This is a genomic window from Oceanobacillus jordanicus (assembly GCF_022095695.1).
Lineage (GTDB): Bacteria > Bacillota > Bacilli > Bacillales > Amphibacillaceae > Oceanobacillus_B > Oceanobacillus_B jordanicus.
On the sequence record NZ_JAIFZM010000004.1, the window covers coordinates 132,502 to 147,739 of the forward strand.

Annotated in this window: 17 protein-coding genes; 16 read left to right on the forward strand and 1 reads right to left on the reverse strand. The window is 38.5% G+C overall.

Features of this window, described 5'->3' with window-relative positions; genetic code table 11:
- The first annotated feature begins 22 nt into the window (after positions 1-22).
- From K3T81_RS06435 to K3T81_RS06450, 4 genes are all read left to right on the forward strand, one after another.
- A complete protein-coding gene (locus K3T81_RS06435; RefSeq protein ID WP_238018933.1) occupies positions 23-1,660 on the forward strand; it encodes a M20/M25/M40 family metallo-hydrolase in 1,638 nt (545 codons plus the stop codon).
- 99 nt (positions 1,661-1,759) lie between these two features.
- Positions 1,760-2,734, forward strand: a complete 975-nt coding sequence (locus K3T81_RS06440; protein WP_106896872.1) for an MBL fold metallo-hydrolase — start codon at positions 1,760-1,762, stop codon at positions 2,732-2,734.
- Positions 2,709-3,506 (forward strand): SDR family NAD(P)-dependent oxidoreductase, encoded by a 798-nt coding sequence (locus K3T81_RS06445; protein ID WP_238018935.1) that lies wholly within the window; start codon positions 2,709-2,711, stop codon positions 3,504-3,506. Before K3T81_RS06440 ends, K3T81_RS06445 begins: the two co-directional genes overlap by 26 nt.
- A 25-nt stretch (positions 3,507-3,531) precedes the next feature.
- Complete coding sequence (locus K3T81_RS06450) at positions 3,532-3,855, forward strand: iron-sulfur cluster biosynthesis family protein (protein WP_238018937.1); 324 nt, start codon at positions 3,532-3,534, stop codon at positions 3,853-3,855.
- Positions 3,856-4,085: 230 nt separating this feature from the next.
- Here the strand turns inward: K3T81_RS06450 and K3T81_RS06455 are convergent, their stop codons facing one another.
- Positions 4,086-5,000 carry an aldo/keto reductase gene (locus tag K3T81_RS06455; protein WP_106896869.1) on the reverse strand — a complete coding sequence of 305 codons (915 nt, stop codon included), beginning with the start codon at positions 4,998-5,000 and terminating at the stop codon, positions 4,086-4,088.
- A gap of 189 nt (positions 5,001-5,189) precedes the next feature.
- On the opposite strand from K3T81_RS06455, the gene K3T81_RS06460 reads away from it, so the two are divergent.
- The 12 genes from K3T81_RS06460 (at position 5,190) to spoIIAB (ending at position 15,226) form a co-directional block, all read left to right on the forward strand.
- A complete protein-coding gene (locus K3T81_RS06460; RefSeq protein WP_238018939.1) occupies positions 5,190-5,732 on the forward strand; it encodes an NUDIX hydrolase in 543 nt (180 codons plus the stop codon).
- A 2-nt stretch (positions 5,733-5,734) separates the two neighbouring features.
- The gene (locus K3T81_RS06465; RefSeq protein ID WP_106896868.1) at positions 5,735-6,910 is read left to right on the forward strand and encodes an endonuclease Q family protein; all 1,176 of its coding nucleotides are present in this window, start codon (positions 5,735-5,737) and stop codon (positions 6,908-6,910) included.
- Positions 6,911-7,003: 93 nt separating this feature from the next.
- Entirely contained in the window at positions 7,004-7,642 is a 639-nt protein-coding gene (spoIIM, locus tag K3T81_RS06470) for a stage II sporulation protein M (protein ID WP_106896867.1), read from the forward strand.
- A 111-nt stretch (positions 7,643-7,753) separates the two neighbouring features.
- Complete coding sequence (gene fur, locus K3T81_RS06475; RefSeq protein ID WP_238018941.1) at positions 7,754-8,212, forward strand: ferric iron uptake transcriptional regulator; 459 nt, start codon at positions 7,754-7,756, stop codon at positions 8,210-8,212.
- 192 nt (positions 8,213-8,404) lie between these two features.
- Positions 8,405-8,611, forward strand: coding sequence for a YqzK family protein (locus tag K3T81_RS06480; protein ID WP_036572728.1), 207 nt, complete (start codon positions 8,405-8,407; stop codon positions 8,609-8,611).
- A gap of 4 nt (positions 8,612-8,615) precedes the next feature.
- Complete coding sequence (gene xerD, locus K3T81_RS06485) at positions 8,616-9,509, forward strand: site-specific tyrosine recombinase XerD (protein ID WP_106896866.1); 894 nt, start codon at positions 8,616-8,618, stop codon at positions 9,507-9,509.
- A 121-nt stretch (positions 9,510-9,630) separates the two neighbouring features.
- Complete coding sequence (gene deoB / locus K3T81_RS06490; RefSeq protein ID WP_238018943.1) at positions 9,631-10,812, forward strand: phosphopentomutase; 1,182 nt, start codon at positions 9,631-9,633, stop codon at positions 10,810-10,812.
- Between the two features lie 12 nt (positions 10,813-10,824).
- Positions 10,825-11,646, forward strand: coding sequence for a purine-nucleoside phosphorylase (locus K3T81_RS06495; RefSeq protein WP_238018944.1), 822 nt, complete (start codon positions 10,825-10,827; stop codon positions 11,644-11,646).
- A gap of 18 nt (positions 11,647-11,664) precedes the next feature.
- Positions 11,665-12,969 (forward strand): pyrimidine-nucleoside phosphorylase, encoded by a 1,305-nt coding sequence (locus tag K3T81_RS06500; RefSeq protein WP_106896863.1) that lies wholly within the window; start codon positions 11,665-11,667, stop codon positions 12,967-12,969.
- A gap of 187 nt (positions 12,970-13,156) precedes the next feature.
- Positions 13,157-14,329, forward strand: a complete 1,173-nt coding sequence (locus K3T81_RS06505; protein WP_106896862.1) for a D-alanyl-D-alanine carboxypeptidase family protein — start codon at positions 13,157-13,159, stop codon at positions 14,327-14,329.
- Positions 14,330-14,435: 106 nt separating this feature from the next.
- Positions 14,436-14,789, forward strand: a complete 354-nt coding sequence (gene spoIIAA, locus K3T81_RS06510; protein WP_036572737.1) for an anti-sigma F factor antagonist — start codon at positions 14,436-14,438, stop codon at positions 14,787-14,789.
- A complete protein-coding gene (spoIIAB, locus tag K3T81_RS06515) occupies positions 14,786-15,226 on the forward strand; it encodes an anti-sigma F factor (protein ID WP_106896861.1) in 441 nt (146 codons plus the stop codon). Before spoIIAA ends, spoIIAB begins: the two co-directional genes overlap by 4 nt.
- Positions 15,227-15,238 lie beyond the last annotated feature (12 nt).

The following is a 15,238-nucleotide window of genomic DNA, read 5'->3' on the forward strand; positions in this document are numbered from 1 at the left end:
AATTTAGACAGGGGGATTTAAATTGAAAAAGTGGCAAACGAAAGAAGAGTTAACGGATCTACTTTGCTCCATAGTACAATATCAAAGTATAACTGGTTCAACTGCTGAGATTGCAATTGCGGAATACCTTTATCACATCCTATCCCAAAAGGAATACTTTCAAAAGAACGCGTCTTCTTTGAATCTCCATCCATTAGAAGATGGAAGGAGACTGTTAACAGCACTAGTGAAAGGAAAGCAAAAGAAAAAAGACACAGTTATCCTGCTGAGCCACTTTGACGTGGTTGGTGTTGAAGATTATGGCTCACTCAGAAATTTAGCCTTTCATCCAAAGGAACTGACAAAGGAACTCTTCCAATCAAAGGATCAACTCCCTGAGAATGTTAGAAAGGATTTAGAAGCGGGGGATTGGTTGTTTGGGAGAGGCACAATGGATATGAAGGCAGGATTAACACTTCAACTAGCAATGCTAGAACGAGCTATTGAAGGGGAGTTTGATGGGAACGTGTTGCTACTTTCTGTACCCGATGAGGAAGTGAATTCTAGTGGTATGCTTACAGCTCTTCCCGTGTTAAATCACTTAAAAGAAACCGAAGAAATAGAATATATTGCTTGTTTAAATAGTGAGCCGATGTTTAGCAAATACCCTGGAGATCCTGCTCATTATGTATACACTGGATCAATTGGAAAAGTGCTTCCTGGATTTTATTGTTATGGGAAAGAATCACATGTTGGGGAGCCATTTGCAGGGATTAACCCCAATCTAATGATTAGTTTTCTATCACAGCAGATGGAATTAAACGAGGCATTTATTGAGCAGATAGAAGATGAGATCACGCCACCGCCTGTGAGTTTAATGCATCGGGATTTAAAAGCGGAATATTCTGTACAGACCCCTCAAGCTGCTATCGTAATGTATAACGTTCTTTATTTAAAACAAAGCTTTGAAGAATTAAACAGAAAGCTTCTGGTTAGTGCGAATCAAGCTGTAAAGCAAATTGAAGCATATGTAAAAAAGAAAGCTGAGCATTTTGCAACAGTAGCAAAGGATTTTACCATGCCCGCTTCAAAAGTAAGTGTATATATGTATGAGGAGTTATATAAAGAGGCGGTTAATAGGTATGGCCAAGAAGAAATAAATCGCCGGCAAAACCTGTTAGGAAGCCAACGGGAACAGGGAGACCGTGACTTTTCCACGTTATTAGTTCAGGAGTTAGCAGCCATGTGTAATGACTTAGCTCCCATGATCGTGTTGTTCTACAGTCCGCCATTTTATCCTGCTGTATCTTCACACCATGACCCGTATATACAAGATGTTATGGAAGATATAAAAAAGTTTACAAAAGAAAATTATAGTATTGATTTAGTTAATTCTGAATTTTTCACTGGTTTATCCGACTTAAGCTTTATAGGTCCTGTTACCTCTAATAGCAAAATAAAACAGCTTACAGAAAACATGCCACTTCAGCATAATGGTTTTGTCTTTCCCGAGGAAATGATGGAGCAATTAAAAATGCCAATTCTGAATATTGGACCATTGGGAAAAGACCCCCACCAATGGACTGAAAGACTAGAGCTGAATTATAGCTTTAATTCTTTACCTACTATTATGTCTAGAGCCATCCAACAGTTGCTGGCAAACTCCCCGAAAAGACAGTAAGCTAAAAATAGTGTAAAATAGCAATAATGAATGGTTATTCATTATTGCTGAGTACGAGAGCGATACAGCACACTATGCTTATCTTAAAGGGTGAAAATCATGAAGATTATTGACAATACATTATATCAAATCACTGTTCCAACTCCTTTTGCAGTTGGGGATGCCCATGTTTATTTATTAAAAGGAGATGTGTTGTCTCTTATTGATGCAGGTGTAAAGACAAAAGAAGCTTATGAAGCACTACTAATACAATTAAAGCAAATTGGCTATCATCCAAGGGATATTGAACAGATTATATTGACGCATCATCATCCAGATCACACTGGATTGATTGAGGCATTTCCACGTGCTAGGGAAATAATGGCTAATCATCTTGTTGACCTTTGGTTAAGAAAAGACGAGCAATATTTTAATAGATATGAGGATTTCTTCAAAGAATATTTTAAGCAATGTGATATTCCTGAACGTTTTCAGAGTATAGGGAAAAAGTTACGGTCCTTATTAAGCTATGCTGGAGAGGGCCATTTAACCAGAACTCTTGAAGAGGGAGATAGGCTGCCAGGACATCCTGATTGGCAGGTCCTAAACACGAAGGGCCATGCACAGAGCCATGTTTCTTTTTATAGAGAGTCTGATGGAATATTCATCGGCGGAGATCATTTATTGAAAAACATTTCTTCCAATCCTGTAGTCGAACCCCCCATACATGAAGGGGAACGAAGAGCATCTCCTATGCTACAGTACAGAAGTAGCCTTCTAAAGTGTCTATCTATCGAAATCAGTCAGGTTTTACCAGGTCATGGAGAGATCTTTTCTAATGTATCGGAGATCGTCCAGTCTCGTTTTAATAAACAGGAAAAACGTGCTGCTAATGTTTTAGCTTTCCTTCAAACAGGTAAACAAACTGCTTTTCAACTATGTCAAAAAATATTTCCGGTTCGTTATGAGAGCCAGATTGATTTGACTATGTCAGATATTATCGGCCAGCTCGACTATCTTGAAGCGAGTGGGCTTGTTAGCAAAAGTACAGAGGGGACGACAGAGTTTTATGAAGCAACGACGGCTGCAAAATAAAAAAGTAATTGTTACTGGCGCTTCAAGTGGAATTGGAGAAAGCATCGTATGGCAGATCGCTGCAAGTGGAGGGATACCACTTCTAATAGCACGTTCCACTGCTAAAATGAAGGAGCAGTGTGATAAAATAAAACAAACTTTTAACACCGATTGTTATTACTATACTTGTGATTTATCGAATAAAAAAGAAATGATGCGGACAGCAGACTTACTCTTACAGGACCATCCTATTATAGATGGACTAATCAATAATGCTGGTTTTGGTAAATTTCAGCTTGTTGAAGAAATATCTATGCAGGACGTTGAAAGCATGTTTCAAGTTAATGTTATCTCTTTAATACACTTTACAAAAATGCTCCTCCCACATTTTCAGCAAAAGCAAGAAGGGCATATCGTAAACATTGCCTCGCAGGCAGGAAAAATATCTACTCCTAAATCGGCTGTCTATGCTGCAACGAAACATGCCGTTATTGGTTTTACTAATAGTTTGCGTATGGAAACTGCAAAAGATCACATTTTGGTTACAGCAGTAAATTTAGGACCGGTAGATACAAACTTTTTTACCCAGGCAGATCCTAAAGGGTCGTATAAGAAAAATGTTAGCCGTTATATGCTAGACCCTAATCGTGTTGCAAACAGAGTTACGCGAAATTTGTTCAAGCAGAAAAGGGAAATTAATATGCCTGGTTGGATGGAAGTAGGGAGCAGGCTGTACCATGTTTTTCCTGGTATAATGGAGAAACTCCTTGAAACGCAATTTAATAAAAAGTAAACAAAGATCAATTGGAGGGAATAGTATGGAACTTCATATCACCCCAGCAGCAAAAGAAGAATTGGAAAAAAGAAACATAAATCAAAATCGTTATGTTGTTCTCTGGTATGACACAGAGGGATGTGGTTGTGGTGTAAATGGCGTACCTACAATAAGATTTACTAACGGCTATACAAATGACTATTTTGAGATAGAAAGTGACAGCTTCCCTGTTTTAATACAGAAGCACCAAAAAGTATTTTTTGCTGAATCAATGAAGCTTGATGTAATAAATGGCATGCTTCGTTTATCGAGTCCTGAAGGCATCCTAAATCCATTTATCGCACCACAAAGCATATGTGAAATATAAAGTGAAACTTCAATCAGTGGGGGTTTTGGTTCTTCCCCCACTGATTGTTAGTTGAACGAATCGGGGGTGTTAGCGCCCGTTTACTCCCACTTAAACATCACGGTTTCACTTCATATTTCGAAGTGGGAGTTTTACGGACGCTTACACCGGGATAAAACCCAGGGGATGACGTATTATCCATCCCCTGGGTTGATTTATACTATAGAAAGATAAAAACTGTGTGCTTATAGTTACCGATGGTTTTCATATTGAATTGGTTTAACAAGTTGTTGAATTTCCAAATAAGTTTCATTTGGAAGTTCTCCTAAGGAGAATCCAGTGTTAGCCTTTAGTTGTTCGATAGAACTTGAGCCAAATACTGCACTGGCAACAGCTGGGTGTTTGAGTACATACTGTAGAGCAAGTTCTTGCAGGCCACCTTTAAACGTGGTCTTCGATAATGTCTCATAGTATTTCTGTAAGTCATCATAGGAGTGGGTGAGGTACCCTTCACTCCCTTTTGCCTCGATCTTTTGTTTAGCTTGATTACTCAACATTCCTTTGGCTAGTGGACCTCTTGCAAGTACACTGATTCCATTTGCGTGAAGTATATCAAGTAGTTCCTCCTCGGGCCGGCGATCAAAAATACTATATTGCATCATAACAGCATCAATCGTTGAGCGCTTTACATATTCACGAATAACATTAGGACGTATAGAGGAAATTCCATAACTTCGTATATAACCTTCTTCTTTCAAACGTTCAAATGCTTCAATTGATTCATCTATTGGATCATCGAGCGTACCACCATGCAACATATAGAAGTCAATATAATCTGTCTGTAGACGACGTAAACTGTCTTTTACCCCTTCCGTTATATGTTTAGCTGATGGGTCCCAGTGCCAGTCTTTTGTTTCCTTATTAAAATGATTTCCTACTTTTGTAGTGAGAACAACCTTATCTCGTTTTCCTTTAATTGCTTTTCCTACGATTTCTTCATTTGTACCAAAATCATATAGATCTGCCGTATCAAGATGTGTTATTCCTCTCTCCAGTGCCATATCGATTATATTTTTTGCCTTTTTTTCATCTATGCCAAGTGACATACAACCTAATGTGAGGGCAGAAATCATAATTCCCGATTTACCCAATTGATTTTCTTTCAAACGAATCATCCTCCCAATTTCATACTATTCCCATTGTAAAAAGTGCGTAAACACAATACAACTATTTTGCGGTGGGCTTTATAATATCTTATACTAACAGAAGAAACTTAACTAGATGCTTGTGCTGAGGGAATCATTTTAACGAAATAGTCGTGACTGAACGAACAACTTAAGAAAGAAGGATTATATATGAAGAAGTTTGAAGAAAAAACAATAAACACAACTTCCATTTATGAAGGGAAAGTCGTTGATTTGCGGGTGGATGAAGTAAGTCTTCCAAATGGGAGAACAGCGAAAAGAGAATTAATTAAGCACCCAGGAGCAGTTGCAGTAATTCCAATCACAAAAGATAATAAAATTGTGTTAGTGGAACAATTTCGCAAGCCACTTGAAAAGTCACTGGTTGAAATCCCAGCTGGAAAAGTGGAAATTGGTGAAGCGCCCGAAGTTACTGCCAGACGTGAATTAGAGGAAGAAACAGGTTATACAACTAACGAGTTTTCATTCGTTACATCTTTTTACACATCACCCGGTTTTGCAGATGAATTAATGCATATCTATATAACGGATGAGCTTGAGAAGATGGATACGCCACCCGCAAGTGACGAAGACGAGTTTGTCGAAGTTCTTGAACTGACATTAGATGAGGCAAAAGAGCTTGTTGAGCAAGAAAGAATTCATGATGCAAAAACAAATTACGCAATTCTTTACTTGCATGCATTGGGGAGATAATCATGCTATCAAATTATTTTGTTGACATGCATATTCATATTGGTAGAGATATGGATAATAGGCCAGTGAAAATAACTGGTGCAAAGTCGCTAACGTTAACGAACATTCTTATAGAAGCAAGCAGGAATAAGGGGATGGGCATGATTGGTGTGATTGATTGCCATGCCCCAGCGGTTCAAAGAGAAATCAACATGCTGATTAAATCTGGGGAAGCACGGGAATTAGAAGACGGTGGGATACAATTTGAAGGGGTTACTTTATTACTTGGATCGGAAATTGAAATATATGATGCTTCCAGTCAGGGACCGATTCATGTATTATGTTTTCTTCCTAATCTTAAAAGCATGTCCAAGTTTACCGAATGGCTCGCACAGAGAATGACAAATATTAATCTAAGCTCACAACGCTACTATGGAACTGGAAAAGAACTACAATACAAGATTAAAGAGCTAGAAGGTATTTTCATTCCCGCGCACGTCTTTACCCCGTTTAAAAGCTTGTTCGGAAAAGGAGTAAAAAAATCGTTGACCGAGGTATTTGATTCAGATCTAGTAGACGGGATTGAACTGGGACTTAGTTCTGACACCGAAATGGCGGATCAGCTTGCTGAACTACATGCCTATACTTTTTTAACAAACTCTGATGCACACTCACTGGCTAAAATCGCGCGTGAATATCAAGTAGTGCGAATGGAAAGCCCATCGTTTAAAGAGTTTCTATGGGCATTACACAATGTGAAAGGACGGGCTATCTCTGCTAATTATGGTATGAACCCAGCACTGGGCAAGTACCATCTTACAGTGTGTAATGAGTGTAACCAACATACTCCCTCAAAATCGACACATTGTATTCACTGTGGTTCCAACAAAATAACAAAGGGTGTGGCAGATCGAATCAATGAACTAAGTAACGGTATAGCGAATAAGCTGAACCGACCACCTTACTTTTATCAAGTACCGCTTGAATATATTCCTTACCTTGGAAAGAAAACGTATGAGAAGTTACTGAAGAGATTTGACAACGAAATGAATGTGATTCATCGCGCTCCATTAGAAGAAATGGAAGAGATCGTACAAGGGAAGATTGCCAAATCTATCATCCAAATGCGAGAGGGAAAATTAGGGATAAAAGCTGGTGGCGGTGGGAAGTATGGAAAGATAATTTCTGATGAGACATGAGAATAAGTAAGTAATAATAGTAAAGTTGGTATTTTTAACAGGAATTCTTCATAGTTTTTAGTATAGCAGTATCTCTTGAATGGAGGATTCCGAATGTATAAAAATAGAGCTATCATTACAGACCACCTAAAAGATCATGCCACCATCTACTTGTTTATGATTATCCTGTTTATGACAGGGATCGTATTCGGTGCCATTCTAGTTAATAGTATGAGTGTCGTTCAAAAACAGGACCTCATTTTTTATTTGGAACGTTTTTTCGGTCAGCTTCACAATCAGCAACTAACTGAAAATACAACCATCTTAAAAAATAGTTTCTTTTATCATGTGAAATATCTACTCTTACTATTTATACTTGGGCTGTCCGTAATCGGGCTTCCGATTGTATGGATCTTATTATTTATTAAAGGCCTTGTTGTAGGATTTTCAGTTGGGTTTATCGTAAATCAACTAGGAATGGATGGCTTTTTACTAGCTACTTTCTCCATAGCGCCACAGAATATTCTGATTATACCTATATATATTGTTGCGGGTAGTTTAGCCATGATCTTTTCTCTAAAATTGCTGGGCAAATTATTTACTCGTAAAGTATCGCAACCAGTCTTCCAGCCTTTTGGGAGATATGCTATGATATTTGGTTTTCTCTTGATTCTTTCATTCGCAGCTGCATTATTAGAGACCTATGTATCGAATGAGGCGATGACATATATAGTCAAATCATTTTACCAATAATAAAACTTAAACTATAATGATTATAAATATAAAATAATAATCAAATTATATTTTGACACGTTCTAATTCGATGCCTATAATAAAGATGGGATACGAGGGAGGGAACCTGCCATGGAACATCGCATAGACCAAATAAAAAAACAGCTCCATGCACAGAGCTATAAGCTTACTCCACAACGGGAAGCCACGGTTAGGGTTTTACTTGAAAGAGAAGAAGACCATCTTAGTGCAGAAGATATCTATCTACTGGTAAAGGAAAAAGCACCTGAAATCGGTTTGGCAACAGTTTATCGTACATTAGAGTTATTATCAGAACTAAAGATTGTAGATAAGATTAATTTTGGCGACGGTGTGTCACGTTATGATCTAAGAAAAGAAGGCGCAGAGCACTTCCATCACCATCTTGTTTGTATAGAATGCGGTTCAGTTGAAGAAATTGAAAATGACTTATTGGGTGATGTAGAGAAAATCGTGGAGCGAGACTGGGGATTTCAAGTAAAAGATCATCGATTGACTTTCCACGGTATATGTAGGAAGTGTCATGATGGAACCACTACACTAAAAAAATAATCCGGGTGCCTTTTTTCAGCTGAAGAAAGGCATTTTTGATTTGCTAACTATAAGTAAGCATTTACAAAAGCTATTAAAAAGGGTAAATTGTAGGCAGTGTTCTTTTTAAAACTTCTATGTTTCTATGTATAATGTTAATCTTTTTTGGCATATCTTCTAATAATAGAAGATAACAGAAGGGGAGTTATACATTTGAAACGATTAGTATGGGACACGTTAAAGGTTTTCATTATCTTTACTGCCTGCACCTGTTTATTTTATTTCGGGCTTAAAGCTATGCATACGGAGTATGAAGAATTCCATCGTTATGATCAACCGGATGGCCCTGCAGTAAAAGTGTTTCAACAAGAATCAAGTCTGCTAGACAGATTAAATCTATTTTTTCGCTTGGGGGAGTAATCGGATGCTGAAAGATGCTTTAGAAGATTATTATCATTTTTTGCGCATAGAAAAAGGACTTTCAGATAATACATTGCAGTCGTATAATCGAGATCTTTCTCATTATCTATACTATACGGAAAAAGTGCTAGAAAAAACGGATTGGAATCAAATAAGGCGCTCCGATATTGTTGGCTTCTTACATATTTTAAAGGATGATAATAAATCCTCCGCAACGATTGCCAGACATGTATCATCCATTAGATCCTTCCATCAATTCCTTGTTAGAGAACAATTGGTTAACCAGGATGCTAGTCTTAATATTGAAACGCCTAAGAAAGACCAGAAGCTTCCTGACATTTTGTCATTAAAGGATATTGAAGCACTTCTACAAATTCCTGCTGCTTCCCCGTTGCATATTCGGAACAGAGCGATGTTTGAACTGCTTTATGCTACAGGGTTAAGGGTGAGTGAACTTCTTTCACTAAAAATTGGTGACTTGCATCTAACAATGGGTTTCGTCCAGTGTTTTGGCAAGGGATCGAAAGAACGGATTGTCCCACTAGGCAATGTGGCAATTAAAGCAATCGAGACCTATTTACAACAGGCAAGACCAACTCTAGTTAAAAATAAAAAGGACGACCAGTCTGTTTTTGTAAACCAGCATGGTCGGCCAATGAGCAGACAGGGCTTCTGGAAAGTACTAAAAGCGTCTGCACAAACTGCAGGGATTAAGAAAAGTATTACACCACATACATTGCGCCATTCTTTTGCAACCCATTTATTAGAGAATGGGGCAGATTTGCGTGTAGTGCAGGAAATGCTGGGACATGCTGACATTTCTACTACCCAAATTTACACACATGTTACAAAAGCTAGATTAAAAGATATTTATGATTCTTATCATCCAAGAGCCTAATTACATTTTTAGTTGTCTGACATCCTACAAGTGGGTCGATTCACATATAAGTATACATAGCTAACGAAAATAAACATATAACAGCAGAAATATGGGAAGATAATGTACAGGAGGTATCAATATGGGAAAATTTAAACGTGTATTTTTAATCGTAATGGATTCAGTTGGGATTGGTGAAGCGCCAGACGCTGAAAAATTTAATGACAAGGGTGCCGACACGCTCGGACATATCGCCGAGCGTATGAATGGGCTTAAGATGCCGAATATGGGATCGCTTGGATTAAGTAATATTAGACAAATTAAAGGAATTAATAAGGCAGAAAAGCCGAAAGCTCATTATACAAAAATGCAGGAAGCGTCTAATGGAAAAGACACGATGACAGGGCACTGGGAGATTATGGGTCTACACATCGAGCAACCTTTCCGTACTTTCCCTGAAGGTTTTCCTGATGAACTAATTAATGAATTAGAAGAGAAATCCGGCCGTAAAATAATCGGTAACAAACCTGCATCAGGAACAGAAATCCTCGATGAACTTGGGAAGGAACATATGGACACTGGAGCTCTTATAGTCTATACATCTGCAGACTCGGTACTACAGATAGCTGCACATGAAGAGATTATCCCAATCGAAGAACAGTACCGTATATGTGAAATAGCCAGAGCTTTAACACTGGATGAAAAATATATGGTTGGCCGTGTGATAGCTAGACCGTTCATTGGTTCACCTGGCGCGTTTGAAAGAACCTCTAATCGCCATGATTATGCACTAAAACCATTTGGCCACACAGTGATGAATGAGTTGCAAGATCAGAAGTATGACGTAATTGCGATAGGGAAAATTTCAGATATTTATGATGGTGAAGGTGTCACTGAAGCGATTAGGACGACAGACAATGAAGATGGCATGACTAAAATAGTGGAAAGCATGGACAAAGATTTTACTGGTATCAGTTTTTTAAATTTAGTGGATTTTGATGCCAAGTTCGGCCACCGCCGTGACCCTAAAGGGTATGGAAAAGCACTAGAAGCGTTTGATGCCAGATTACCAGAAGTGTTAGAGAAAATGAAAGAAGATGACTTGCTATTGATAACAGCTGACCATGGGAACGATCCAGTCCATCATGGAACTGACCACACACGGGAATACGTACCATTACTGGCTTATCACACCGGAATAACAAAAGCCACAGAACTCCCGGTAAGAAAGACATTCGCTGATATTGGTGCAACGATTGCAGCTAATTTTGAAGTAGCTACACCGGAACATGGTGAAAGCTTTTTAAAAGATATAAAAAATTAAGGGGATGACATGATGAATCAAATGGAATTAAAAGAAGCTACAGCATTTATTCAAGATAAATTGAAAGCAAAACCAACTCTAGGGTTAATCCTTGGATCTGGTTTAGGTGTGCTGGGTGAAGAGATAGAAAACCCAGTGAATATACCCTATGAAGAGATTCCGCATTTCCCTGTGTCCACTGTTTCTGGTCATAAAGGCCAGCTTGTAGTTGGTACCTTAGAAGGAAAGCAAGTTATTGCAATGCAAGGGAGATTTCATTATTACGAAGGCTACAGCATGACACAAGTAACCTTTCCTGTTCGTGTCATGAAACAACTTGGAATAGAGGCTGTTATTGTGACAAATGCTGCCGGAGGAGTTAATGAAACGTATAACCCTGGAGATCTGATGATTATCTCAGATCATCTTAATAATATGGGTGATAATCCACTAATCGGAAAGAATGATGATAGTTTAGGGGTACGTTTTCCAGATATGTCACAAGTTTATGATAGGGAATTTATTAAGTGTGCCCTAGCATGTGCTAACGAATTAGGGCTTTCAGTACGCCAAGGTGTATATGCTGGAAACACTGGTCCTTCCTATGAAACACCTGCTGAAGTTAAGATGCTACGTACGATAGGGGCAGATGCTGTGGGCATGTCTACAGTACCCGAAGTGATTGTTGCTGGTCATGCAGGGCTTCGTGTTTTAGGAATCTCATGTATCTCAAACATGGCAGCTGGTATTTTGGATCAACCTTTGACCCATACAGAGGTAATCGAAACAACTGAAAAAGTAAGAGAAGACTTTTTACGGTTTGTGAAACAGATTGTTCAGACATTACCACTATAATAAATTGAGGTGATCCAAATGAGAATGTATGACATTATTGAAAAAAAACGAGATGGTCATGAACTTACAAAAGAAGAAATCTATTTCTTTATTGACGGGTATACCAATGGAGATATACCAGATTATCAAGCAAGTGCGTTGTTAATGGCGATATACTTTGAGGATATGACTGTTGAGGAACGTGCAAATCTAACTTCCGCTATGGTGGAATCAGGAGATCAAATCGATTTATCTGAGATTTCAGGCGTAAAGGTAGATAAGCATTCCACTGGAGGCGTTGGCGATACGACTACGCTTATCCTTGCACCATTGGTAGCTTCTGTAGGTGTACCAGTAGCAAAAATGAGCGGAAGAGGTCTCGGCCATACAGGAGGAACGATAGATAAGCTTGAAGCGGTGCCCGGTTTTCATGTGGAGATAAGCAATGAGAAGTTTATTGAACTTGTAAATCAAAATAAAGTTGCTGTAATCGGCCAGTCAGGGAATCTAACACCAGCTGATAAAAAGCTATATGGTTTACGCGATGTTACGGCAACCGTCAATTCCATCCCTCTGATTGCAAGTTCTATTATGAGTAAAAAAATAGCATCAGGAGCAGATGCAATTGTGCTTGACGTTAAAACAGGTGCCGGAGCATTTATGAAAAACTTAGAGGATGCCAAAAAGCTTGCTGAAGCAATGGTTACAATAGGGAATCGAGTAGGCAGACAAACGATGGCAGTAATTTCTGATATGAGCCAACCGCTTGGGTATGCAATTGGAAACGCGCTTGAAATTAATGAAGCAATTGATACATTAAAGGGTCAAGGTCCCGAAGATTTAACCGAACTTTGTCTTACTTTAGGAAGTCAGATGGTTGTTTTAGCTAATAAGGCTGATAATATGGAGGAAGCAAGAGCGAAATTAAAGGAAAGCATTGCAAATGGGGAAGCCTTTGAGCAATTTAAAACTTTTCTTGCTTCACAAGGTGGAGATGCATCTGTCGCAGATCATCCTGAAAACATGCCACAAGCAGAGTACAAGATAGAATTACCTAGTTTATCAGCCGGTACGGTTTCGAAAATCATTGCCGATGATATTGGCACTGCTGCAATGATGTTAGGAGCAGGTAGAGCAACTAAGGATTCGGAAATAGACCTTGCTGTTGGGATAGTACTTCATAAAAAAATCGGTGATAGCGTAAAAGAGGGCGAAGCGTTACTAACAATTCATGCTAATCAGGAAAATGTTGAGGAAGTCCGCGCTAAACTATATGATAGCATTGTAATAGCTACTGAAAATGTACCTGCGCCAACGTTAGTATATGATACTATAACAAAATAACTTGTTTTATAAACAACATAGAAAGTATTTCTCAAGAGCATGGCCTTATACATAAGGCCATGCTCTTTTGTGTTTTAAATAGCTATCAACAACAGTAGTTTGTATAGCAGTCAGGGAAATGTTAATGAGTATAAATAAACTTATGATTGTCAATCCTAACTATATATTGATTGTTGGAGGGATAGCTATGAAAAAAATTGTACTACTAAGCATCGTGCTTTTATGTGTTTTTGCAATGACTATACCAGTAGCAGCAGAAGAAAAAAGTAGTGACAATAAAGCAAACCTTGCTAAAGGTGCTGATTCAGCCATTTTACTAGAACGTGATACAGGAAAGCTTTTATTTGACAAAAACGCCCATGAAAAGCTTCCTCCTGCGAGCATGACTAAAATTATGACATTACTTTTAATCATGGAGCAGTTAGAGAAGGGAAGCTTGAAATTAGATGAAACGGTTCGAGTAAGTGAGCGCGCTGCCTCCATGGGTGGATCACAAATCTTCCTAGAAGCGGGAGAGGAAATGACTGTAAATGATCTGCTGAAAGGAATTGCAATAGCCTCTGGAAACGATGCTAGTGTAGCTATGGCTGAAAGAGTTGCTGGCAGTGAAGAAGAATTTGTCAGCTTGATGAATAAAAAGGTGAAAGAATTAAAGCTCAAGGATACAAAATTTCAAAATACCACTGGTCTCCCTGCTGATGATCATTATAGTACAGCGTACGATATGGCGATAATCGCAAAAGAATTACTAAAATACGAATCTATAACAAACTACACTTCTGTATATGAAGACTACTTAAGAAAAGGGCAGGAAAATGAATTTTGGCTGGTTAATACAAATAAACTAGTTCGTTTTTACCCAGGTGTAGATGGACTTAAAACGGGCTTTACCAATGAGGCAAAATACTGCTTAACTGCGACTGCTGAGAAAGACGGAATGCGGGTTATCGCAGTAGTGATGGGAGCAAAAACAACGAAAGAACGGAACGCATCGGTATCCGAAATGCTTGATTATGCTTTCAATAAATTTCAGACGAACAAGCTTTTCCAAAAAGGAGATGTAATTACAACACTCCGACTAACTAAAGCTGAGAAAAAGGTGAATGATGTGGTTGCTTCTGAATCCATTAGTACTCTGCATGCAAAAGGAGATTCAGTTGATAACATTACAACTGAGGTGAAAATGAAGCAAGACCTAGTCTTGCCTATAAAAAAAGGTGATGATGTTGGAACATTAATCGTAAAAGATGGAGACAACGTGTTATCTGAATCACAACTAACCGTAAAAGAAACAATTGAAAAAGCAAGTTACTATACATTAATGAAAAGATCGTTGCAGAAATTGGTGAAGTTTGACTGATATCCACTGATTTAGTACCTTTCCTTCTTCTTTTGTCATCATGCAGGAATTATTGCAAGTAATGGAGAAAAAGAAGTACATGAAGGATAAATAAGGAGGAATACAGATGGGTCTTCAGGCAAACTTTGCAGTGAAAGAAGAAGTACTAATTGTTCGATTGTCCGGAGAGCTGGATCACCATGAGGCAGAAGGACTGCGTGATCAGTGGAAGGATACAATGTATACGAATCCAGTGAAGCACGTCATTCTAAATCTTGAAGATGTAAGCTTCATGGATAGTTCTGGACTTGGAGTTGTATTAGGTAGATATAAAGAGGTGTTACAGTTAGGCGGAGAAATGGTTGTCTGCTCTGTATCGCCACCTATTAAACGCCTATTTGAGATGTCTGGTTTGTTTAAAATCGTTCGATTAGAGGAGAACGAATCATTTGCCTTAATGACTTTGGGGGTGGCTTCATGAGAAATGAAATGTCTTTGGAATTTTCTAGCATTAGTGAGAACGAGGCTTTTGCGCGTGTTACGGTGGGCTCTTTTATAACACAAATTGATCCTACGATGGACGAATTAACTGAAATAAAGACAGTCGTTTCTGAGGCTGTCACAAATTCCATAATTCACGGGTACAATAATGATCCGAATCAAAAGATCTTTATTTCCTGTACTATCACAGAAGATGGAATAGAGTTGACGATAAAGGATGATGGCATTGGAATAGGCGATGTTGAGGAAGCGAGACAGCCACTGTATACATCCAAACCAGATATGGAACGTTCTGGAATGGGATTTACCATTATCGAGAATTTTATGGACTCAGTGGAAGTTATCTCCTTACCCGACAAAGGAACTACAGTTCATATGACAAAGCAGCTCGCCAAAACAAAGTCTGTTTGTAAATAGAGGTGGGGTGCC